Origin of the sequence: Pleurocapsa minor HA4230-MV1 (assembly GCA_019359095.1) — a bacterium.
In the GTDB taxonomy this organism is placed as follows: Bacteria; Cyanobacteriota; Cyanobacteriia; order Cyanobacteriales; family Xenococcaceae; genus Waterburya; species Waterburya minor.
Window position 1 is genome coordinate 453,224 of sequence record JAHHHZ010000036.1, and the last position, 22,115, is coordinate 475,338.

Here is a 22,115-nt window from a genome sequence, read left to right on the forward strand (position 1 = left end):
ATCTACCGTAGAACATAAACAGCTTTGCTATATTCCAGGTATCTCTAATTGTTTATCTTCTTTCTTGCTACTTCGTTTCTTCTCAGTCTCAGATTTTTTAGGTTTAGCTTTATCTCTTTGTCTTTCTGCCTTAATCCTTTCTAATAATACTGATGCTGGTTCATCATTAGGGTCTTGGGGTACAAGTTCGCCTCGGAATGCTTTAGCTAATATGGATTGATTGAGGGTTTTTAAGTCGGCTTCTGCTTGTTGGTATTGTTGTTCGATACTGTCTGCTAGTTTGAAGAGAGATTCGATACGGCGGACTATTTCTTTTTGTTCTTCAAGTGGTGCAAGAGGAATATGTAATTTTTTTGTCTCGTCGCTATTAATATTATTAACTCCACTTGTTGAGCGTAAAGGAATCTCTATTTGTAATCTAATCTCATAACTAGAAAACCATAGATTTAGATATTTTGGATAAACTAAGGTTCTGTTTGGTCTTAATCTAATTAAATATCCAGCATAAGCGAAACCTCGTTCTGCTTCATCAATGATGGCTGTTCTACCAACTAATGACACACTCCCGTTCGACCTAATCATTAAAACATCTCCTGGGGTGAGTCTTAATTTATCTAATTCTTTGTCTGACAGTTCTGCATATTTCAAATCTGAATGGTCAATAGTTCCATCAACAACATTAGGAATGCGTAATACAGGAATACCATCTATTTTATAACTACACTTTTTGGATGTTCCATATTTTAGATTTTCAACAACATCACCAATTAAAGCTTGATACCAACTAATAGGTAGATTGCTTGATACTAAATCAGAATTAGATTCTACAATCTTTGAAGCAGGTTCTACATCGGGGTTTTGTTCTCGCCAGTCTTTAGTTAAATCACCACGAAAAGCAGCAGCCAGAACAGATTGACGAAATTGATTTAGTAGAGGTTTAATTGCTTTGAGTTCCTCTTTTACTGCGGTGCTTCTTGTTTGTAGGGCTTCTATTTTGGTGACTATGCGTTTTTGTTCGTTGAGGGGTGGTAAAGGAATACTTGTTGATAAAATGAAATCTTTGGTAACACGTCGATGACCTACTACACCTGTCATGTTCATCGAAGCATTTTGTATATAGCTATTCTGGCGTAGAAAAGGATGTAAATATTGAGGTGAAATTGCACCATAACTACGCAAAGTATAAAATTCTGTAGAACCACAAGCTAGACCATTACAAAGATTTTCAGCAATAGCAGATTTCCCATTTTCCATACAAGGAGTTATCTTGGCAAAAATGACATCTCCGTTAGCAAAGTGTGTATATCCTTTTCTAATTTCTCCTAATTTTCTACATTCAACATCTGGTGAAATAGTGCCAGTTTTTTCATCAACTTCCGCCATTGGTACAAAAGAGACTTCTAATTCATCTAATAAATTGTTATTGTGTTTGGGATTTAATATACAAAGTTCACTTAAAGACTTAATTGACCATCCTGTAGGTAATTTATTAATATCAATCAATTTAATTTATCCTCGCCCTTTAACAACAAATATCTATTAATTAAAACCTGCACGTATCTTTCATTAATTACGTAGCGTCATAATTATAGCGGGGGAATTAGGTTTCCCGTTTGATTTGTTCGATTAGGTAGGCACATACCCACACCGCCAGACCGCCAGAGAATGAATTCTCTGTCTAATAGATAAAATCCGTTGAAACGGATTAGGGGTTCAGGGTGGGGAATTAAAGTAAGATGATAAAATTTGGGTGCGATCGCAGTTTGATTTTAGTCATCTTGAGATGACTTTGGGTATTAGGCAGCGATTGAAATCGCTGACGGTTTAATAAACTGACAATTTTCAAACAAATATCGCTCAATCGAAACTCGTGCATAATCAATATTAATTAATCTAACTCCTCCTCTTTTCTATTAATTGTTGTTTTGTATCCATAATCTAAAATCCTAAAAACCTATATCTTGAAGATTCAAAACAAAGCCAGATAAAACATTTTCTCCATCTAAACTAACAGGATGGTCTAACTCTTCTACATTAGTATTAGGACGATAAATATAAACCTTTTGCTTTATGGGATCGATTAACCAGCCTAATGAAGCACCATTATCAATATATTCTTGCATCTTATCCTGCAAAATTTGTAAACTATCGGTTTCCGAACGCAACTCCACTACAAAGTCTGGACAAATAGGCGCGAATTTTTTCCGTAAATTATTGTCAATTTGTTGCCAACGTTTTTTATCAATCCATGCAGCATCGGGAGAACGTACCGCACCATTAGGTAAAGTAAAACCACCACTAGAACCAAACCCAACCCCAGTAGCATTCTGCTTAGTCCACAACCATAATTGACCAACTAAATTAAAATTTCTTTCCTCTCCTTCTGCACCAGTAGGGGACATGAAAATTAATTCTCCGTGGGAATTGCGTTCAATATTGACATCTTGATTAAGTTGACAAAAATCAAAAAACTGTTCGTCTGTCATCTTCATCGATTGATGCAAACGAATTTTCAAAGGAACAACTTCTCTATTAACTGATAACTGAGAATTCATAAGTATTTTCTAAAATTGTAAACATTTAGTTCAGGTACATTTGTGGATTCAAAACTTTCAATTAATAAACCAATAATTTCCATCAATGATGCTAAAGGATATATTTATTTTCTCTCACTTTATCAATAAAAATCTGATGATAGTTTTAATCAACTAACTTGAAAATTTCTGCTGCAACCCGATCGCATACTCCCACTGTTCCCAAAAGCGATCGCATTTTTTGATAGCCTGCGGTAATTTCTGGTTGAGTATCTGAGTTGGGTAAAAGTTTAATGGCTTCGCGAGTAATATTTTCGGCGGTGACCTCTTCTTGCTGTAATTCGGGGACGATCATGCGGTTGACAACTAAGTTTGCTGGGGACATCAAAGGCACTTTAAAGCCCATTTGGCGACCGATCCAGGCGGTCAGGGGATGAATGCGATAGATTACCACCTGGGGAATATTTAACAGGGCGATTTCTAAGTTAACCGTACCTGATTTGGCGATCGCCAGATCGGCAGCAGCGATCGCATCTAGGGTTTTGCCATCGAGAATTTGTACAGGTAGGTTGTATTCTGCCACGGCTGCGGTAATAGCTGAGCGATAGTTAGCTAAGGATACAGGAAGTAAAAATTTAACTTCTGGCATCTGCTGCAATATTTGTTGTGCTGCTGCACACATCACGGGAAGTAAATACTTGATTTCTTGCTGGCGCGAAGCGGGTAGTAGAGTCACAATCGTATCTGACAATTCTAATCCCAGATTTAAACGAGCCTGTTTTTTATCTGGTGCATGTTCCAGCCGATCTAGCAGGGGATGACCTACTAGGACAGCATCAATTTTTTTTTGTTTAAAGTATTCATATTCGGCAGGAAAGATTGCCAACAGTTTATCTACCACCTGGGCAATTTTAGCAGCGTTATTTAACATCGGGACTGCCCAATCTTGAGGTGCAATATAATAGACCACGGGGATATGAGGTAAATGCTGTTTAACGTAGCTAGCCAAAGCTAAATTAGATGCTGGATAGTCAATTAAGACCAAGACATCAGGAGAGTTTTGCTGGATATAGTTTTTGGTCAATTTTTGAATCTTAATCGTCGGTAAGATAAAAGGGATAGCTTCAATAAATCCCATTGAACCAATGGCTGCTGTATTAGCTAAGATCTTCGCTCCCGCTTCTTTCATGCGATCGCCACCTAGTCCTGCAATTTCTAAGTCAATCTGACGTTTAGCAGCAGCTTGATACAAGGATTTAATCAGCATCGAACCCTGTAAGTCTCCAGAAACTTCTCCTGTACTAATAAATATTTTCATTTAGTAATTGCTAGCGCTCATCGGTACAACTGTAGTTCAAATTAAGGAAAAAGCTACAGGTTTTCCAGCGAGAAAAGAGATAAACTAATTTTCTTTAATCTGGCGCTATTTTAGCTCTGTATCATGACAAAATATGGTAATTCGGTCAAAAAAGCGATTGTTGAGTCCTTTAGAGTGAAAAAATGGCAAAATTTTGGCGCAAGGATACTCAAGCTGCAATAGCTTGGGTGAGCAACGACCACAGCAGATTTAATGGTTGCGGATTTCTTGGCAGCTTAATGGGCTGGTGTTTGGTGAGTTATCCCCTTGCAGCTCAAGTTACTCCTGATAGTAGTCTTGGCACTGAAACTAATACTGACAATAACGTGACGGAGATTACTGGAGGGACTTCCTCAGATAGTAATTTATTTCATAGTTTTCAAGAGTTTTCTGTTGAAACTGGCAACACAGCTTATTTTAATAATGGTGCTGAGATCGTTAATATTATTGGTCGCGTTACAGGCAGTAGCGGCTCGAATATCGACGGTTTAATTCGAGCAAATGGCGATGCTAATCTGATCTTGATCAACCCCAACGGTATTACTTTGGGCAGTAACGCCAGGTTAGATATCGGCGGATCATTTTTGGGTAGTACCGCCAACAGCGTAGTGTTTGAAGATGGTACTGTGTTGAATACAGATCCCAATAGCCAACCTTTATTGACTATTAGCGCCCCCGTGGGTTTACAGTTGGGACAAAATTCGGCAGCAATTGAAGTATCAGGAGCAGATCTCAATACGGGGTTAGAAATATCACCAGGCAATACTTTCGCTTTAGTAGGTAACGGCATTACTTTTGATGGTGGAGTGGTCACAGCCGAATCTGGCAGAATTGACCTGGGTAGCGTCGGTGCAGGACAGGTTAGTATTAGTGAAATTGCTGCGGGATGGCAGTTAGGATATGAAGAAGTAACGCAGTTTGGGGAACTTCAGCTATTGGGGAGATCTGCTCTACTTAACCCTAATATAGCTGCTAACTCCACGGGAGGAATTCAAGTGCAGGGAAGTAATATTATTCTAGAGCGATCGCAAATTACTGCTCAAACCCTAGCAGATGCCCCAGGGGGAAATATTGTAGTTAATGCCTCAGAATCTCTAGCTCTATCGGGAAAAGCAGCGGTGGGTGAAAATAGCTCACAGATCTCGAATAATGTTAGAGCAGGGGCAACTGGTCAAGGTGGCGCAATTGACATTACCACAGGCAAATTAGATATTAATCCGCGATCGTTTATCGATAGTAGTATCTTTGGTGCTGGAAGTGCTGGCGATATTAAGATTGCTGCTACACAAATCAATATCAATGGCGCTGGATTTTTAGAATTTCAACAAAGATATCGCATTGATGCTCTTGAGGGAAATTTACGACCAGACAGTCGGATTACAGGGATTTTTGCGGGGACTTCTACTACTGGTACAGCAGCGAACATCGCGATTGAAACTGATGCTTTAAATTTAACCGACGGGGCAATTATTTTTACTCCTGTCTATATCGCTGGAAATGGAGGGAATATTAATGTAACTGCCAATGAGATTAACCTAAAGGCATCGGCAATCCAGAACGGTGGGGGGGTAGACAGTTTAGCGACGGCTTCTTTGGGCAATATTAATCTAACTAGCGATCGCTTAAAAGTCAGTGATGGGGCAACGGTAATCAATCTTACTTTTGGTGATGTTTCAGGAGGAAGTATAAATGTAGTTGCTGATTCTATTGATTTAAGCAATAGCCCTCCTGAGAGTATTATCGGCACGGGATTGTTTACCAATACCACTTTAGGTTCAGGGGAGGGGGGCGATCTTAATGTGAGTGCTAACACCATAACTTTAAAAGATGCCGTCATTGCTAGTAATTCAGGGGCAATCCTACCAGATGGCACAGTAATTCCCTTTGGTGGTTTGGGGGGAGATATTCAGATTGAAGCCAGAGAAAGCATTGACGTATCAGGAGTTGTCTTTAATACCGATAATCCACAACTATCTGTGAGTGCGGTTGCGGGGATTGGCACTACCACTTTTAGTGACTCTGACGGCGGCAATTTAACCATTGATACTGGTAGACTCTTAGTCCGCGATGGAGCCAACTTTGCTTCATCAACTTTCAATGCAGGGGAGGGGGGACAGTTAACGATTAATGCTGCTGAATCGGTTGAGCTAATTGGAATTACAACCGAAACAGGGATAACTCTTGGGGGTTTATTTGCCTCCTCTGGCAGTATTATACCTGAGCTAGAAGTTACTGGTGCTTCAGGCAATATAAGCATCACCACTCCTAATTTAACCGTCCGAGATGGCGCAGTTATTGACGTACAGAGTGATAACCTGGGGGATGCGGGCAGTATTAATCTAGTTACTGATTCAGTTTTGTTGGCTAAGGGCGGGGCTTTATCTGCCACCACGCAAGATGGAGCAGGGGGAAATATTCAGATCGATACCAAGGTGCTGCAATTAAACCGTGGATTAATCAACGCTTCGGTATTAGGTCAGGGAACAGGAGGCAATATTGAAATTAACGCTCAAGATTCGGTACAAATTACGGGAACTAGCTATGAACAACTCCAATCAACTCTATTCGATTCCAATTTATTTAGTCCAGAATTTTTTGCTAATCTGAGCATCGACCAAATTAATGAAGGTATCTTAGCCGCTGCTGCAAATAGTGGTGATGCAGGAACAATTGAGATTCAAACCGCCAATCTAGAACTGAAACAAGGAGGTTTGATTGCTACTGCCACGGCAGGAAGTGGATCGGCAGGCTCTATTTTGCTTAACGCCTCAGAATCATTAGTAGTCAATAGTTCATTTATTTCTAACAATACTTTTTTTAGCGGTGCAGGTGGTGATATTGCAATTGATACTAGTCGATTAGAAATTTTGCAAGGAGGACAGATCACAGCTTCTACTCTTGGTCTAGGAAATGGTGGCAGTGTCGCGATCGATGCTAGTGAATCAGTAACCGTTGCGGGACGGGCAGAAAATACCGATCTGGTACCAAATCGCTCAGAAACTTTAATCAGTAATATTTCAGTCGGGGCGCAACCTTTAACCACAATTACAGGCAACGGTGGTAATTTAACCATCAATACCCCCCAGCTCAAGATTGACGATCGCGCGGCCATTTCGATTGGCTCTACAGGTAGTGGTAATGCGGGTAGTCTGGAGGTTAATGCCGATTCAATTATGCTTGATAACCAAGGGGTAATTTCGGCAGACACTCAATCTGGTCGAGGTGGCAATATTATTTTAAATGCTGACAATCTTATTTGGCGAGGAGGAAGTTTTACCACTGCTACATCCAGGGGAACGGGTAATGGGGGGAATATTACATTCAACAGTAACAATCTACTGGCTTTAGAAGGTAGTCGCGTCACCGCTAATGCCTTTATGGGTATGGGAGGCAATATTCAAGTTAATACCCAAGGATTGTTTATCTGTCAAACCTGTCAGGTAACTGCTAGTTCTGAATTAGGTTTAGACGGGTTGGTAGACATCGAAACTTTAGAACCGACTACTAGCCTAAGTTCCTTAGAGATACCTCAACAACCAACCCAACCTCAAGAAGAAGTCGCGGTGGCTTGCCCCTCAGAATCAAGAAATAATAGTCAGCTCACAATTACTGGTCGCGGTGGATTACCAAATCGACCTCAAGAGCTATTAAATGCGCGATCGCTGATTGAGTTTGCGCCTGTTGCTGCGAGTAAAACACCAATCAAACCAGTTAAACAAGCTATTTTACCCCCTCCTGCCCGTGGCTGGTATCGTCTTCCTAGCGGTCAGGTAATGCTGACGGCACAGAATATGGACAACTTGGCTTCACCCCAAAATTCGCCCATTAATACCGTAAATTGTCATAATTAATTAGTTTCTCAAACCAAAATTACTGTAACCACGATTAATATGAGTATCTTTAATCAAATCCTCAGCGCGATCGATAACCCCCAGCAAGAAGCAAGCAATAACCAACTTGGTTCAATCCTCGATACGGTGCAGCAGTTAAGCGGAAATTATCAAACTAACCCTAGTGCGGTAGAGTCGGCAATGTCAATTGTGGGGGGCTATACTAAGTCGGCACTGCAACAGCAACGTAATCAGGGTGGTACGGCACAGGTTAATCAGATGTTAAATCAGTTTGGCGGTACTCAGGCTAGTCCTCAAGTTTTATCGGCTTTATTTGGTAGTTCTCAGCTACAAAACATGATTGCACAAATTAGCCAGCGTACTGGTTTAAATTCTCAGACAATTCAGTCAATGCTGCCCATTCTCGTGCCTTTGGTGCTAAATCTCTTAAAGACAGGAAACAATAAAAGTAATGTCCAGGGAGGTAATCCTGTGGTAAATAGCTTTCTCGATTCTGATGGCGATGGCGATGTTGATATCAGCGATATGATGACTATGGCTTCGCGTCATCTTGGCAGATAGATCGAGGGGAAAATAGGAAATAGGAAATAGGAAATAGGAAGTAGGAAATAGGAAGTAGTATTTCAAAGCTGTCCTATTGTTTTTACCAGCTATATAAGACTTTGATTGGCTTATAGCTTACAGCTTATGGCTTATAGCTAGTTTATTTCTTAAGATTGAGGCAATTAAGAATTCGGTGAGCCAGTTGTTGAGCAAGAACTGGTTTATTGACCAAATCATTGGCACCGTTAGCAAATACCTCAGTGGAGATAGCAGCGTCTTGATGAATGCTCAGAAATAAAACTGGTAATTTACACCAGTAGGGATAAGTTCGTAGAACTTTGCATATTTCAATACCGCTCAAGTGGGGCATTTCTATGTCTAACACTAATAGATCGGGAGCAACAGCTTGCAGTACATCCCAAAATTGTCGCGGATCGTCTAGGGTAGTCAGTTTAAATCCCCAAGGCTTGAGTAAAGTTGGTAATGTCTGTAAGAGTTCTACGTCGTCATCAACAATCATCACCTTTTTCCCCAAAGACAAGTGTTGTACTGCTTTATGATAAACGGCCATAATTTGGCTAGGATTAACTGGCTGGGTAAGATAAAATTTGCCTCCATGTCGTGCTACGAGCAAGCGATCGCCAAAATGATCGCGATCGCCAATGACAATAACTGGTATGGATGGTGTTAGTAGCTTAAATTCGGCAATTAAGGCTAAATACTCTTGCACATTTTCAGTAAAAGATATTTCTAGTAGCACAGCCTGTGGAAGTTGCTCACCTTTTGCTTGTTTTTCATCGAGCCAATTTTGCACTAATTCAGGAGTAGCGATTACTTTTGTGCGAATTCCTTGATTTTTTGCTTCAGGGATTAATTGTGCAGCAAAATCGCTATTACTCGTAATTATTAATAATAAAGGCGAATTTTCGGCTAATTTATCGGATATTTGCCGAACTATATCTTGTTTAGTAGTTAATTCTGCTCGTAGAGATGCAAATTTATCAGATAACACCAGTAATTTATTTGAGTCGTGATTAAAATCATTTTGCAATAGTTGTTCTATTTCTTTAGCTAATTCAGCAGCTCGATCTAAGCCAAACTGTCCTAAGTTCCCCGCCAAACTATGAGCCACAATAATGCCAGAAAGGCGATCGCTAATTTCTAAATTGCCAGCACTTAACGAGTTAATAGTTTGACCTAAAGTTGTTAGTTGTTGTTCTCTTCTAGACTGATGTTTTTCCCAGATAGAGGTTAAAGCACTTAAATGTAGCGATTGTTTGGTTAATTCTTGGTCTGGGTTAATTTCTGGGCTAGTCTGAGTTGGTAAATTACTAACGTCTCGATCTTGAGCAATAGGTTTGAGGCAATAACCTTGTCCTCTGACAGTGGTAATTAAATCATCAGGGAAACAGGCATGTTTTAATTTTTGACGTAAGTGTCGCAAGTGAGATCTTACCGTTGCCTGAGCAGGATATTCAGTAGAAGACCATAAATGATCGATGATCTTTTCCACTGAAAAAACTTCTTGACTATGACGTAGAAACAACTCTAGCAATCGATATTCTTTAGCTGTGAGCAATAATGATTGTCCCTGATAGGTAACTTTGCTAGTACAGGGATTTAGCTCTAGATTTCCCCACCGTAATACAGGCAAGAAATCACAGGTCAATCGACGTAGTAAAGCGCGAATATGAGCAGTTAATTCTTCGACATCAAACGGCTTGCAAATATAATCATCTGCACCAGCATCAAGACCACGAATTTTATTTTGACTACCAGTACGAGATGTCAATAAGATGATTGGCGTATCATAATCGTGAGCGCGAAAACGCTGACACAACTCAATTCCATCTAATTTGGGCAAAGACCAGTCGAGAATGATTAAATCATAGGTATAGGTAGAACCGTAAATCCATCCCTGTTCACCATCTGTTGCCACATCGATCGCATAGCTTTGTTGGGCTAAAGTTGTGCTTAATAGCTCGACCAAAATTTGATCATCTTCAACTAATAAAATTCGCATATATATCTGGTCAATTTTAATCAGAAAATTAATAATAAAATTACAGCTGCCATCCCAGTATTTTGGCTATTTGACTGGCAAGGGTCATAGAATTAAAAGGTTTAGTAATTACATCGACGACTCCTAAACTTTTAAACTGGTTTTTTTCAGCAGCTTGGGCTTTGGCGGTTAAAAAAATTACGGGAATATCACTGGTTTGGTGATTAGTTTTTAATTGAGATAAAGTATCGATACCATCCATACCTGGCATCATGACATCTAAGAGAATAGCGTCAGGCTGTTGGTTTTGCGCTAAATTAATTCCTTCTAAACCAGAAGAAGCGATCTCTACTTGCCAACCAGCTTCGATGCCGATTCCCACCTGGACTACTTCTTGAATAGTTTCTTCATCGTCGATCAGTAAGATGTTTTTTTTAGTCATGGCGATCGCTCTCCAATTGAATTAGTTCTGGTAAGGTGAAATAAAAAGTACTGCCGTTTTCTAAACAACTTTCAGCCCAAATTTGCCCACCATGTCCTTCCACTATCTGACGACAGATAGCCAAACCTAGACCAGTGCCTCCTTTTTTGCGAGAATCAGAAGAATCTACCTGTTGAAACCTCTCGAAGATTGTTTCTAGGCGATCTTGGGGAATACCCTGTCCTCGATCCTGAACGGCAAAAGTAATGTAGGAGATTGATTGAGGTTGGCGATCAAGATTTGGCTGAGGGTTTTTTGCTGCTGATAGCACTACGGTACTTTGAGCGGGAGAAAATTTAATCGCATTACTGACCAAATTGGTCAAAGTTTGTACTATATAGTCTCGATCTGCCCAAACAACTAGATTACTGGGTTGGCAGGATAGCTGAATTCCTTGTGACTGAGCCAAAGTTTTCATCGCTTGGACTGCTTCTTCTATCAATTCTCTGGCTGGACAGGCTTGCTTGTTCATATTGATTTTGCCCGACTGAATTCGCTGGAGATCCAGAACATTATTGACTAGGTGAACTAATCTCTCAGTCTGCTCGTCGGCAATTTTAAGCATTCGCTCGCCCTGAGTTGACAGGCTACCCAGCTTACCAGTTGACAAAATTTTGAGGGAACTATGAATCGAGGTTAACGGCGTACGCAGTTCGTGGCTGACAACGGAAAGAAATTCGTCTTTCATCCGTTCAATCGCTTTGCGATCGCTAATATCGCTAGTCAGAGCAAAAAATCCTTGAACTGTATTTTGTTCTTGCAGGTGAGGAATATAAGTAACACTTAAAGAGTGCAGACATCCATCTTGTAAAACTAGATCGCGTTCATAAGTTACTGTTTCTCCCTTAAGTACGCTGGCAACATGTTGGCTAACTTGTTGATAATCGTCTTCTCCATGAACTTGGGCAAGATGCTGATGACAAATCTCTTGGGGAGATAGCCCTAACCAAGTTTGATAAGCCTGATTGTTAAAGCGATAATGCTGTTGATTATCTACATAGGCAATGAGAACAGGTAAACCATTGGCAATTAAACGTAGCTGTTCTTCACTATGACGCAGCGCTGTTTCTGCTTTGGTACGAACATTGATTTCTTGCCTTAATTTAGCAGTACGTTCGGCAACCAAGTCCTCTAAGTTTTCCAGTAACTCTGCTTGGGATAAGGCAATGCCAATCTGATCGGCTAATTGCTGCATTAATTCTTGTTCAAATTCTGTCCATTCTCTAGTTGCTTGACATTGATGGGCAATTAACAAACCCCATAGATGTTCGCCTGCGGTTGGAGACTTAAAATTTTGCAGAATCGGTACCACCAGCTTACTTCTAATCTGCCATTCATCCATAAACTCAATCAGGCATTCTGCTAATCCCGCGTCGATCGCATGAACATTAGCGATCGCTCTAACTCTTCCTTTGGTATAAAGCTGCCGATAATCTGCGGGAAATACTTCTTCAGGAAACTCTACCCCTAAAATTGGCTTAAAGTCTGGCAATACTGCTTCTTTAATCGGCATTCCCGTACCGTTGGCAAAAACCTGATAAATTAAGACACGATCTGCCGCTAAAATTCTTTGCACTTCAGTCACAGTAGTTTGAAGAATTTCTGGTAACTGAAGGGATTGACGAATTTTCAGGGTAACTTCCGCAAATAATTCTACTCGTTGATAATAAAGATCTAGTTCGGCTGTTGCCTGTAATTGAGAATCAGAAACGTCTCTCAAAACCAGTAGATTGTAATCAGGTAATAAATCTAGAACTCGACTATATTCAACAGTCTTAACCTGCTTTTTTGCTTGCTTAAGCTGAATTTCGCCTCGCTCTGCAACCTGCGCCCAATTAATAGCAGATACCAAAAATTGGCTAATCGATCGATCGATCAACTTCTTTTTACTAACGCCGAAGAGCCTACAACCAGCAGGATTTATTGCCACGATCCGATCTTGATGATCTAAAATGGCGATCGCCTCTAAGGAATGTTTATATACTGCTTCTAAGAATGACTTTTTGGTTGGAGATTTTTTTACTCCCGCCATAATTAAATTTGTAATTATTTTTATTAACTGAGCTTAACTTGAACTTAAGTTTGTTTAAGCAATGTGAAATTAAAATTAACTATAAACTTCACCAAAAAATCTGCTAACTCAAGGGCAATCAAAGAGCATCTGGCTCATGTAGCGATCTGTCCAAGTTTCACCCAAAGATTTTTCTAATACCCTGCGGGTTTTATCGTTTTGTTGCTGTTGATTACAGTAGTGGCGTTGTCTTGATAAAACTTGAGCCTGTTCTAGTTTGTCAGTAAGAGCAGATGTCGCCAGAGCAATTTTACAATGTACGGCTAAATATTGTTGCACCCTCTCCAGAAAAAGTCCTTCTTCTTCAGCATTATGGGGATGTACAAACAAACAGAACCCAGAGAAAATATTACCCCATGCGGGTAATGCGCGAGGCTGGGAAAAATCGATGGCAGGTAAATTTGCCAAAGCCCTAATATAATCAGAAGAAAGAACTCCTTGGCTATTTACGGGGGACAAATCCACAATTGCTGCGCCAATTCCCGCTTGAGTGCCGACTAAATCCACCCCAAATATAGGTAGATCGTAATTGAGACGGGGAAACATGACACAATGTAAAATATCAAGGCGATCGCCTACTTGAGCTAACTCTAAATGTAGCTTGCGAAATTGAGTGGTTTGATAGCAACGATTTTCGATAATTAATTTCTCTTCTGCCAGATTGCCCTCGACATAACCCAAATCTTCAGGAATGTTATAGGGAGAGAGATTTAAGTCATGCTTCCACTTAGATTCGATCCAGTTTGCCAACTGCTGAATTAAATAGTGCTGACGTTCTCTCAGAGAAAACTTAAATTGAGTAACCATTGGCTCTTGTTATATTTTAAAATTTAAGCAAAATTTAAACAAAATTCAAAGTTAATTTAAAACCATCAATCGTAGGAGCTTGATTAATTAAGCCCCTACAACTTAATTCGTGGAGGAATTAAACTAGGCTTAAAGCTTAGAGCTTAGAGCTTAGAGCTTAAAGCTTTTGTTAAAATCAATTTTGATGATCTTTAGCAGCTTGTTTTTTCTTGTGTCTGGCAGCTTTAGTTTCTTCAGGTGCTTCAGAATTATCCTTATGCTCCTGTTGCTTCAAAGCTTCGAGAGATTGAATACTGACAATAGTTCCCCCCATTTTGCCAATCCGCTGCATTTCTTCATTCATGCGATTATAGGGAACAGAAACAAAAGTACTGCCACTGTTACGAAATGAATAGCTATTGCTATCATTATCTTGGCTTTGCTTTAGTCCCGTAACTTCATACACAAAAATACGATTGTTTGATGATGAACTCGAACGACCGCTAATTACTGATTTTCCTAACATTGTCTTAAGCTCTCCTTTAAGCTAAGGTAACGCTGGCAACCTTTCCACCCATTTTGTTGATCTTTTTCAACGTGGGGGTAAGTTTATCGTAAGGCACTAAAATAGCTCGACTAACCCGACGCACTTTAGGGTATCTGGGTAAATTCATTGCCGATATTTCAACGCGATAAATACGATTATCTTGATTGGCAGTTCTAAATGCTTTATTGGGAGCATTTCCTTGACTAGATTCTTGATAAGCCCAGCCGACTCCTCCCCCTGAAGGTGCTACCACCGCAGAAACACTATTAAGAGCCAGATCTTTGGCCAAGCGAGATGCTGTGCCTGCTACCTGAGCGCGATCGCTATTAGCATAACCTCGGTATAGTTGGAACATACGGGTAAAACCAACTATTTTCTGCGATGGTTGAGTCGCAAAACCGATGTAATAGGGAACTATATTGTCACCAAAGCTGGCTTCATATTCAGCGGAGTCGATATAGTCGTCGATATCTGCCTCATAACCCTTATTTTGATAAAGATCGAGGTGATAAATCACTTCAGACTCGTCATAGGCTGCTCGACCTAATAAATGCTTGAGATTTAACTCAATCACCCTAGTTTGAAAATTGTCATAAAAGAACTTAGTCTTATATAACTCTGATTTAGCTACTGCTCGGACAAATTCCCGTACCGTCAATGAACCATTACACAGTAAAGATTCTGTAGCGGTTAAACGCTCAGACTGCATAATATAATCGTTACCCAAAACTTGCCGATAAACAGCCTTAATTACCGCCTGAGCATCGTCTTGAGTATAGTTAGGACGTAACTCTAAAGGTGCGCGATCGCTAAAAGCAGAAACCCCTAAACGAGAGGCTGCTGTTGTAATTGCCACTTACTATTCTCCTAATAATTATCTTAAATTAAGCTTAAATTAAGCGTTGGTAAGGCTAAGAATACGACTACCCTGCTTATTCAGCTTTTGCATGGTTGCTGAAAGTCTTTCGTAAGGAACGATATACTCTTGCATACTACGACGTACTTGAGGCGTGCCGATTGTGCCTTTAGTTACTCGCAATCGATATAAGTCACCTCTTTCAGTGGTAGTTGTTCCAGACAAAGAGCCATTACCCCCAGGACTTTGAACGGGAGTTGCCATATTACGGGCTAAATCGTAGGTTAAACGAGGGCTACCAGTGTTGCCTTGGGCGCGATCGCTATTGGCATAACCTTGATAAAGCTGGAACATACGGGTAAAACCGACAGTTTTTTGCCCCGCTTGGGTGGAAAAACCTCGATAAAAAGGAACAATATGCTCGCCAAAGCTTTGCGTATATTCTTCAGAATCGATATAAGAATCAATATCTGCTTCAAAACCTTGATTTTGGTATAAATCTAGATGCTCAACAATTTCTGTTTCATCGTAAGGCGCACGACCAAGTAAATGTTTAAAGTTCAACTCGATGGTACGGGGATGATAGTTGTTATAAAAGAATTTTGTCTTATAAAGTTCTGATTTTGCTACCGTTCTGACAAATTCACGAACTGAGATCGAACCATCTCCCAACAGAGATTCGGCACTAGTCAGACGTTCTGATTTCATCAAATGGTCGTTGCCTAACACATGTCGATACACGGCGGCGATCGCTACTTTAGCTTCTGACTTAGTCCAGTTAGGGCGCAGTTCGACGCGATTTGTCTCGTCAAAGGCAGAAATTCCCAAGCGAGATGCTGCTGTAATTGCCATTGATTAACTCCTAAATTTTCTTATTATGTGGCTAAAAAAATTGCTTAGAATTGCAGTTGACCATTAAACAAACAAGAAGAGCTTCAATAGTCATCTGCGATTCCAAGCTACTAGAAAACTCTAGCTAAGAGCGTTAATTGCGTACTCAATATAAGAATTGGCTTCTACCGCAGGATCACCACTTAACCCATGATTAGATCTAATATATTTGAGGGCTTCGACATACCAGCTAGGAGATAATTCAAACGTGGCGTTGATTTCAGCAACTCCAGCAATTAAATAATCATCCATAGGGCCAGTACCACCAGCGACTAAACAATAGGTAATCATGCGTAGATAATAACCAATGTCACGAGCGCACTTAGCTTTACCTTCAGGAGTAGAAGCATAATTTGGCCCTTGCATTTGGGTTGTGTAAGGAAATTTGCTGTAAACAGCTTCTGCTGCGCCTTTAACCAAGCTGTCTGCTTTATTAGTTAATCCTTGAGCAGCTTCCAAACTGGCACTAGCTTGGCGAAAACGACCAAAGGCAGTTTGAATTTCGCTACTGCTTAAAAAGCGACCTTGGGAATCAGCAGCCGATACTGCTTCAGTGATAGGAGTTTTCATGCGTAAAATACCTCTTGTTTTAAATTTTTACTATGTGTCTAAAAAATGGATTTGCGTTGAAGTTAATTAGCCGACAGACGCTGCTGCGCGATCAAAATAGCTAGATACTTCAGACATCAAAGAACTACAATCTCCTTGAGTTACGCCATTTTTGTCGTTAGCGATCGCGATCGCCGCAGCTTTCATTTTGCTCACAGCTTCTGCTACAGAACCACCGGGAACTCCCAAAGCGACATAAGTTTCTCTTAAACCATTTAAGCAACGGTCTTCTAAAACACTGCCATCACCAGAAAAAGTGGCATAGGTGACATAGCGCAAGATAATTTCCATGTCTCTTAAACAAGCAGCCATGCGACGGTTGGTATAAGCGTTACCACCAGGGGCAATTAACTGAGGTTGTTCGGCAAACAAAACACGAGCAGCATTGGCGACAATAGCGGAAGAATTACCAGTGATGCGGTTCACTACATCCATGCGTTTGTTGCTCTCAGCCACCATATTTTTTAGTGCCTCGAACTGACCTTGATTGAGATAATCGCCTCTAGCATCGGCTTGGGAAATTACTCTGGTAAATGCGTCAAACATCAATATTTCTCCTGAATCTTAAGATTTGCACCAAATGGATGATTGGGAAAACTGATCCCTAACTTGCGCTCAAAAACTGCATTTATCTCGATCTAAATACCTAAATAGTTAAATCCAGGTTATAATACTTTGCCCTACCTAAATAGCGAGCAAGCTTTTAAAAGTTAGGAGATTCAGTGACATTTGGATACTGTTCATTCAACCAAAGTCTTTGTGCAATTTTTGTGCAATGGCACTGAGATAAAATGAAGTTTTATTGGTTTTTGTAACAAACGATTCATTATTTTTCAGAAAAATCAATTACCTCAATCATTCGCCATTAGTGAGATCGCATTTTATTCCAGTCCCAATGAAGGTTATGGAGACTTGCGATCGCTTACTGAATTATCTATCTAAACAGATTCTCGCTTCCAAGGAGCAAACCAAGGTAGTAAAAGCAAACCAGGTAGGGCTGCAAACAAAGTAAACAAGAAAAATCCTGGCCAGCCTATTTCTTTGGCTAAAAATCCAGCAGGGGCAATCAAAATATCCCGACTAAAAGCCATCAAACTGGATAAAAGAGCAAATTGTGTGGCGGAAAAGCGTTGATTGCACAAACTCATCATAAATGCGACAAAACCTGCTGTTGCTAATCCTGAACATAAGTTCTCGACATTAATTGCCACAACCATAAACTGATAATTGTGTCCTAACTGTGCCAAGATAAAATACACAAAATTACTAAAAGCTTGCAAGAAACCAAAGATCCACAAAGAACGATTAATCCCGACACGACTGAGAATTAATCCGCCGAATAATGTACCCACAATCGTGGCGATTAATCCCATTCCTCCTTGTATTGCACCTATATCTGTTTGAGTAAAACCAATTTGAAGTAAAAACGGAGTCACCATATTATTTACTAAGGCATCTCCTAGTCGATAAAGAATAATAAAAATTAGAATCAAAAAGCTTTTGACTACCCCCAAACGTTGAAAAAAGTCTTGAAAGGGCTGAACAATAGCTGCTACTAAATTAGTCGGGGGCTGATCTTGTAAAATCGGTTCTGGTGACCAGATAGAAAATATAACATTTAAGGCCATTAATCCCGCCAGACATAAATAGACTCCTTGCCAAGAAATCCGATCGGCTAAAACCAGTGCCAATCCGCCTGTAATTAATAAAGCAATACGATAGCCTAAGACTCCTACCGCAGCACCTGCACCCGTTTCCCAAGGTTCTAAAATATCAGTACGATAAGCATCAAAAGCAACATCTTGACTAGCACTCAAAAAAGCAATGATCAATGCATTGATAGCGAGTAATTGGAGACTTTGTTTTGGTTGTTGAAAAGCCATTATAGCGATCGCAATTGTTAAGCCGATCTGGGCAATCACTAACCAACCTCGCCGACGACCAAAAAACGGCGGAATGTAACGATCTAAAAAAGGCGCCCAGAGAAATTTGATCGAATAAGGCAGTGCAACTAAACTCAGTAAACCGATCGAAGCTAAATCCACCCCCTCTACCGTTAACCAAGCTTGTAAAGTTCTACTGGTTAAAAATAGAGGCATCCCCGATGAAAAACCCAACAAGAGCAAGGCTAACATTTTGCGACTTTGAAAAACTTGCAAAGGAGACTTGTTTGTTTTCATAGGTTCAAAGGAATGGCTATTACCAGAAAATTAGTTAAGTTAACAAGCTATTTATAACGCGATTTTTTAAAAGAGTAAGCTAACCCTCAACTAATGACATCACAGCCAAATCTTTAAAAAACTTTCAACTAAATACTGTTGCATAGTCGCGGGCAAAATCTTCAAAACTGCGCGGTGTTTTGCCGATCGCATCCTGCACTCCCGACGAGATCGCTGCTGCTTCATTGCGCTGATAATGAGCATAATCCTCTATTAGTCCCTCTGCTTGCCATACTGGTAAACCAACGCCGAGCAACATATCATGCATCTGTTCGGGTGAGATATTGACAAAGGCAATCTGACGACCTAAAGCGACGGATAAACATTCTGCCATCTCGGTATGCGTCAACGCTTGCGGCCCAGTGAGGTCATAAATCTTCCCCTCATGACCAGTTTCGGTCAAGGCAGCTACAGCTACATCCGCAATGTCACGAATATCTACTATGCTTACTTTTGTGTTGTCTATCGCTGCGTAAAAAGCGTTTTGGGTCGCGATCGTTGAGCGAAAGTTTAACAACCCCTGCATAAAGAGGTTAGGACGCAGAAAGGTGTATGCCATCTTAGAGGCTTGAATTGCAGCTTCGACTGCTGCATGGTAGCGCAAAAAGCGTACAGGTGAGTTAGCATTGGCTGCAAACTGCGACAGTTTGACGATATGCTTAACCCCACTTTGTTCGGCCGTTTTAATAAACGCGAGTTGTTGTGCTTCAGCACGTTCTGATGAGTTGGTCAGCAAAAACCCCCGTTCTACACCTTCTAAGACACTCAGCATTGTTTCTGGGCGATCGAAGTCCCCTTCTACAATTTCGATGTTTGGCAGCGAGCTAATTGCACTTGCGCGATCGCGATCGCGAACCATGGCGCGGGCTTGTATATTTCCTGCTGACAGTCGCTTGAGAACTTCTAGACCGTTGTTTCCAGTTGCACCAGTTATTAAAATCATCTAGATATTACTCCTTATAGTGTCTTAACTTGTCTACTTATTTTATTAATTCTTTATTTGTGAATAAACAAAATTGGTAAAACTATTTTCATTGAGTTTGTGCCAAGCAGAAATGCGATCGCGGAATTGTTGCCACTCTTGATACACTGCTTTAAAATCAGGATCTTTGGCAGCAAATTCGTCATAGAGAGCAAAAGAAGCTTTTTCTGCTGCTTGGAGAATTTCTTCACTATAAGGACGTAGTTGCACACCAATATTTAAGAGACGTTGCAAGGCTTGATTATTACGAGCATCATAACGAGCCAACATTGTCGCGTTAGATTCATAAGCGGCAGTTTTAATTGCTTCTTGATATTGAGTCGGCAGTTTATTCCATTCATTTAAGTTAATTTGCAACTCAAAAGTCGAGCCTGGTTCCCACCAACCTGGATAATAGTAAAACTTGGCTATTTTATTCAGTCCTAATTTTTCATCATCATAAGGGCCAACCCATTCACTAGCATCAATTGCACCAGTTTGCAGTGCTTGAAAAATTTCCCCACCACCGAGAGTTTGCACGGTTACACCTAATTTAGCCATTACCTGTCCACCCAAACCAGGAATGCGCATCTTTAAACCTTTAAGATCGTTGAGGGTAGAAACCTCTTTCCTAAACCAGCCTCCCATCTGCATTCCACTATTACCCGCAGGAAATTGGATTAAATTAAATTTTTTGGCATAAATCTCTTGTAGTTTGGCTAAACCCCCTCCTTCATATAACCAGGCATTTTGCTGTTGAGCAGTTAAACCAAACGGAACAGTTGTACCAAAAGCTAAAACAGGACTTTTGCCAATGTAATAGTAAGATGCTGTATGTCCGCATTGAACTGCACCCTGAGACACCACATCCAAAACTTCCAAAGGAGGCGCAACTTCACCCGCAGCACGGGGGCTAATTTTAAACTTACCTCCAGTTAAGGCTGCAACACGATCTGCCAAAACCTGCGCTCCCCCAAAGATAGTATCGAGAGAGGGAGGCCAACTAGTTGCCATTTGCCATTGAAGATCGGGTAAATTAGCTATATCTGATTTTTCTTTTTCTGTTGAGGCTGGGTTTTGTTGATTTTGACAGCCGCCAACAATTGCTACTCCCCCAGCAGCAATTACCCCAGAAGAGACAGATTTAACTACAGATCGACGTTTCATAACATATTCCTCACACTTACTTAAAACAGTTGACAGATATATTGGCACTCTCTGGGGAAGAAAAGACAGATTCTGAAAAGATTTTTATTAATTTGTGAACTACTTTGTCTGTGATATGAATAGAATTAGTTTAGATAATCAGCAAGTAACTATCCAGATATTTGGTTGGGATAAGCTTTGGTCTTTCAAAAGAAAAGTGATTTTTGACCAGAATAATATTATCCAAGTATTTAAATACGATAAAAGCATTTCACCTCCTTGGCTGAAAAGTCTTGGTACAGCAATTCCTGGGATAATTATTGCTGGAACTTATCAAAATTTTAAAAATCGCCAAGAATTTTGGTCTACCCGTTTTAACGGCAATACTATCGCCATCGATTTACAACGAGAAAAATATAATCGTGTAGTTTGTGATTTACCCCAGGATCAATCTGTCGATGAATGGATAGCGAAGTTGACTATTAATTAGAGTAAATTAACGATCAGACTTCTCTATAGCAGCTTGGCGCTTTGACTCGAACCGAAATCGCCATTTTTCATCAATTTCTGTAGCTAATTCGTATAAAGAAATAGTTTGGTGTTCAAAATCTTTAGCTAGTTTTAGAAGTTTTAACCAAGTTTTTTCATCTGGTAATTGTTTCACTATTGATGTCTCAATTCCAACTCGCTATAGACTAGCAAAATTTTTGCCATTAATCTCGCAGATCTGATTTTTGGTTCATCACCTTGCGCCTTGAATCCAAACGAACTCTCCATTTTTCATCAATTTCTGTCGTTAGATCGCACAAAGCTTGAGCCTTCTTTTCTGCATCTCGCGCAAGTTCCAGAAGTTTTAGCAAAGTTTTCTCATCTGGTAGTTGTTTCATTGTAATTCTTGTAGGTGAGCGATAATTCTTCTAACACTTATTTTAACTTCTAAAATTTTACCCAACTCCGTTCCTAAATCTTCACCAGCTTCCAAAATTTCAGAGCTAGTTACATCATTACTGGAAATACGATTAACAGTAATATTTATTCGTCGTTTAGAGATTTCTACAAAGAGAAGAAAGTTATTAAGAGAAGCAAAAAACTGAATCAGTATGAAATTATCTGGAAAGTTAGACAAAATAGGTCGAACTAAATTTAAACCTTCTGTAGCTTCTCTCTCAATTTCCTTTAACTCCCGATCTAAACGATCGACAAGAGACTGAATTTCTGATGGAATAGGCATTGATACTCAAATCTAGCAATATACAAAGTG

At 40.2% G+C, this 22,115-nt stretch carries 21 protein-coding genes; 3 read left to right on the plus strand and 18 right to left on the minus strand.

The features are described 5' to 3' along the window. Positions 1-27: 27 nt before the first annotated feature. From KME09_26020 to lpxB, 3 genes are all read right to left on the minus strand, one after another. On the minus strand, positions 28-1,503 hold the full coding sequence (locus KME09_26020; GenBank protein MBW4537397.1) for a restriction endonuclease subunit S: 1,476 nt from the start codon (positions 1,501-1,503) through the stop codon (positions 28-30). Between the two features lie 443 nt (positions 1,504-1,946). Further along, positions 1,947-2,555: a Uma2 family endonuclease gene (locus KME09_26025; protein ID MBW4537398.1), complete on the minus strand. Its 609-nt coding sequence runs from the start codon at positions 2,553-2,555 to the stop codon at positions 1,947-1,949. 145 nt (positions 2,556-2,700) lie between these two features. After that, a complete protein-coding gene (lpxB, locus tag KME09_26030; GenBank protein MBW4537399.1) occupies positions 2,701-3,852 on the minus strand; it encodes a lipid-A-disaccharide synthase in 1,152 nt (383 codons plus the stop codon). A 182-nt stretch (positions 3,853-4,034) separates the two neighbouring features. Between lpxB and KME09_26035 the strand changes: the two genes are divergently transcribed. Both KME09_26035 and KME09_26040 read left to right on the plus strand, forming a co-directional pair. Next, positions 4,035-7,742, plus strand: coding sequence for a filamentous hemagglutinin N-terminal domain-containing protein (locus tag KME09_26035; GenBank protein ID MBW4537400.1), 3,708 nt, complete (start codon positions 4,035-4,037; stop codon positions 7,740-7,742). 39 nt (positions 7,743-7,781) lie between these two features. Further along, complete coding sequence (locus KME09_26040; GenBank protein MBW4537401.1) at positions 7,782-8,303, plus strand: DUF937 domain-containing protein; 522 nt, start codon at positions 7,782-7,784, stop codon at positions 8,301-8,303. A gap of 142 nt (positions 8,304-8,445) precedes the next feature. On the opposite strand, the gene KME09_26045 is transcribed toward KME09_26040, so the two are convergent. The 12 genes from KME09_26045 to KME09_26100 all read right to left on the minus strand — a co-directional run bounded on the left by KME09_26045 (position 8,446) and on the right by KME09_26100 (position 20,875). Then, positions 8,446-10,308 (minus strand): response regulator, encoded by a 1,863-nt coding sequence (locus KME09_26045; protein ID MBW4537402.1) that lies wholly within the window; start codon positions 10,306-10,308, stop codon positions 8,446-8,448. 40 nt (positions 10,309-10,348) lie between these two features. After that, positions 10,349-10,729, minus strand: coding sequence for a response regulator (locus tag KME09_26050; protein MBW4537403.1), 381 nt, complete (start codon positions 10,727-10,729; stop codon positions 10,349-10,351). Continuing rightward, entirely contained in the window at positions 10,722-12,800 is a 2,079-nt protein-coding gene (locus KME09_26055) for a PAS domain S-box protein (protein ID MBW4537404.1), read from the minus strand. Before KME09_26055 ends, KME09_26050 begins: the two co-directional genes overlap by 8 nt. A gap of 108 nt (positions 12,801-12,908) precedes the next feature. After that, a complete protein-coding gene (locus tag KME09_26060) occupies positions 12,909-13,646 on the minus strand; it encodes a phycocyanobilin:ferredoxin oxidoreductase (GenBank protein MBW4537405.1) in 738 nt (245 codons plus the stop codon). Between the two features lie 175 nt (positions 13,647-13,821). After that, the gene (locus tag KME09_26065) at positions 13,822-14,151 is read right to left on the minus strand and encodes a phycobilisome linker polypeptide (GenBank protein ID MBW4537406.1); all 330 of its coding nucleotides are present in this window, start codon (positions 14,149-14,151) and stop codon (positions 13,822-13,824) included. A gap of 16 nt (positions 14,152-14,167) precedes the next feature. Beyond that, complete coding sequence (locus KME09_26070) at positions 14,168-15,028, minus strand: phycobilisome linker polypeptide (protein MBW4537407.1); 861 nt, start codon at positions 15,026-15,028, stop codon at positions 14,168-14,170. Positions 15,029-15,067: 39 nt separating this feature from the next. Beyond that, entirely contained in the window at positions 15,068-15,880 is an 813-nt protein-coding gene (locus tag KME09_26075) for a phycobilisome linker polypeptide (protein MBW4537408.1), read from the minus strand. Positions 15,881-16,000: 120 nt separating this feature from the next. Further along, positions 16,001-16,489 (minus strand): phycocyanin subunit alpha, encoded by a 489-nt coding sequence (gene cpcA / locus KME09_26080; GenBank protein ID MBW4537409.1) that lies wholly within the window; start codon positions 16,487-16,489, stop codon positions 16,001-16,003. A 66-nt stretch (positions 16,490-16,555) separates the two neighbouring features. After that, a complete protein-coding gene (locus KME09_26085; GenBank protein MBW4537410.1) occupies positions 16,556-17,074 on the minus strand; it encodes a phycocyanin subunit beta in 519 nt (172 codons plus the stop codon). Between the two features lie 392 nt (positions 17,075-17,466). Continuing rightward, positions 17,467-18,708, minus strand: a complete 1,242-nt coding sequence (locus KME09_26090; GenBank protein MBW4537411.1) for an AmpG family muropeptide MFS transporter — start codon at positions 18,706-18,708, stop codon at positions 17,467-17,469. 124 nt (positions 18,709-18,832) lie between these two features. Then, positions 18,833-19,690 (minus strand): SDR family oxidoreductase, encoded by an 858-nt coding sequence (locus KME09_26095; GenBank protein ID MBW4537412.1) that lies wholly within the window; start codon positions 19,688-19,690, stop codon positions 18,833-18,835. A 45-nt stretch (positions 19,691-19,735) separates the two neighbouring features. Then, positions 19,736-20,875: a TRAP transporter substrate-binding protein gene (locus KME09_26100; protein ID MBW4537413.1), complete on the minus strand. Its 1,140-nt coding sequence runs from the start codon at positions 20,873-20,875 to the stop codon at positions 19,736-19,738. A gap of 115 nt (positions 20,876-20,990) precedes the next feature. Here KME09_26100 and KME09_26105 point away from each other — a divergent pair, with 115 nt between their 5' ends. Further along, on the plus strand, positions 20,991-21,344 hold the full coding sequence (locus tag KME09_26105) for a hypothetical protein (protein ID MBW4537414.1): 354 nt from the start codon (positions 20,991-20,993) through the stop codon (positions 21,342-21,344). A gap of 6 nt (positions 21,345-21,350) precedes the next feature. Here the strand turns inward: KME09_26105 and KME09_26110 are convergent, their stop codons facing one another. From KME09_26110 to KME09_26120, 3 genes are read right to left on the minus strand one after another with little or no spacing between them, the layout of a single operon-like run. Continuing rightward, positions 21,351-21,518, minus strand: a complete 168-nt coding sequence (locus KME09_26110) for a hypothetical protein (protein MBW4537415.1) — start codon at positions 21,516-21,518, stop codon at positions 21,351-21,353. Between the two features lie 49 nt (positions 21,519-21,567). Continuing rightward, complete coding sequence (locus KME09_26115; protein MBW4537416.1) at positions 21,568-21,741, minus strand: hypothetical protein; 174 nt, start codon at positions 21,739-21,741, stop codon at positions 21,568-21,570. Further along, a complete protein-coding gene (locus KME09_26120) occupies positions 21,738-22,085 on the minus strand; it encodes a restriction endonuclease subunit S (protein ID MBW4537417.1) in 348 nt (115 codons plus the stop codon). The genes KME09_26115 and KME09_26120 overlap by 4 nt, the downstream gene beginning before the upstream one ends. Positions 22,086-22,115 lie beyond the last annotated feature (30 nt).

What these genes read in the sequence shown, in the direction of transcription:
- KME09_26025 (MBW4537398.1), bottom strand. Translation starts at nt 2,555, where the DNA reads ATGAATTCTCAGTTATCAGTTAATAGAGAAGTTGTTCCTTTGAAAATT.
- lpxB (MBW4537399.1), bottom strand. Translation starts at nt 3,852, where the DNA reads ATGAAAATATTTATTAGTACAGGAGAAGTTTCTGGAGACTTACAGGGT.
- KME09_26035 (MBW4537400.1), top strand. Translation starts at nt 4,035, where the DNA reads ATGGCAAAATTTTGGCGCAAGGATACTCAAGCTGCAATAGCTTGGGTG.
- KME09_26040 (MBW4537401.1), top strand. Translation starts at nt 7,782, where the DNA reads ATGAGTATCTTTAATCAAATCCTCAGCGCGATCGATAACCCCCAGCAA.
- KME09_26045 (MBW4537402.1), bottom strand. Translation starts at nt 10,308, where the DNA reads ATGCGAATTTTATTAGTTGAAGATGATCAAATTTTGGTCGAGCTATTA.
- KME09_26050 (MBW4537403.1), bottom strand. Translation starts at nt 10,729, where the DNA reads ATGACTAAAAAAAACATCTTACTGATCGACGATGAAGAAACTATTCAA.
- KME09_26055 (MBW4537404.1), bottom strand. Translation starts at nt 12,800, where the DNA reads ATGGCGGGAGTAAAAAAATCTCCAACCAAAAAGTCATTCTTAGAAGCA.
- KME09_26060 (MBW4537405.1), bottom strand. Translation starts at nt 13,646, where the DNA reads ATGGTTACTCAATTTAAGTTTTCTCTGAGAGAACGTCAGCACTATTTA.
- KME09_26065 (MBW4537406.1), bottom strand. Translation starts at nt 14,151, where the DNA reads ATGTTAGGAAAATCAGTAATTAGCGGTCGTTCGAGTTCATCATCAAAC.
- KME09_26075 (MBW4537408.1), bottom strand. Translation starts at nt 15,880, where the DNA reads ATGGCAATTACAGCAGCATCTCGCTTGGGAATTTCTGCCTTTGACGAG.
- cpcA (MBW4537409.1), bottom strand. Translation starts at nt 16,489, where the DNA reads ATGAAAACTCCTATCACTGAAGCAGTATCGGCTGCTGATTCCCAAGGT.
- KME09_26085 (MBW4537410.1), bottom strand. Translation starts at nt 17,074, where the DNA reads ATGTTTGACGCATTTACCAGAGTAATTTCCCAAGCCGATGCTAGAGGC.
- KME09_26090 (MBW4537411.1), bottom strand. Translation starts at nt 18,708, where the DNA reads ATGAAAACAAACAAGTCTCCTTTGCAAGTTTTTCAAAGTCGCAAAATG.
- KME09_26095 (MBW4537412.1), bottom strand. Translation starts at nt 19,690, where the DNA reads ATGATTTTAATAACTGGTGCAACTGGAAACAACGGTCTAGAAGTTCTC.
- KME09_26100 (MBW4537413.1), bottom strand. Translation starts at nt 20,875, where the DNA reads ATGAAACGTCGATCTGTAGTTAAATCTGTCTCTTCTGGGGTAATTGCT.
- KME09_26105 (MBW4537414.1), top strand. Translation starts at nt 20,991, where the DNA reads ATGAATAGAATTAGTTTAGATAATCAGCAAGTAACTATCCAGATATTT.
- KME09_26115 (MBW4537416.1), bottom strand. Translation starts at nt 21,741, where the DNA reads ATGAAACAACTACCAGATGAGAAAACTTTGCTAAAACTTCTGGAACTT.
- KME09_26120 (MBW4537417.1), bottom strand. Translation starts at nt 22,085, where the DNA reads ATGCCTATTCCATCAGAAATTCAGTCTCTTGTCGATCGTTTAGATCGG.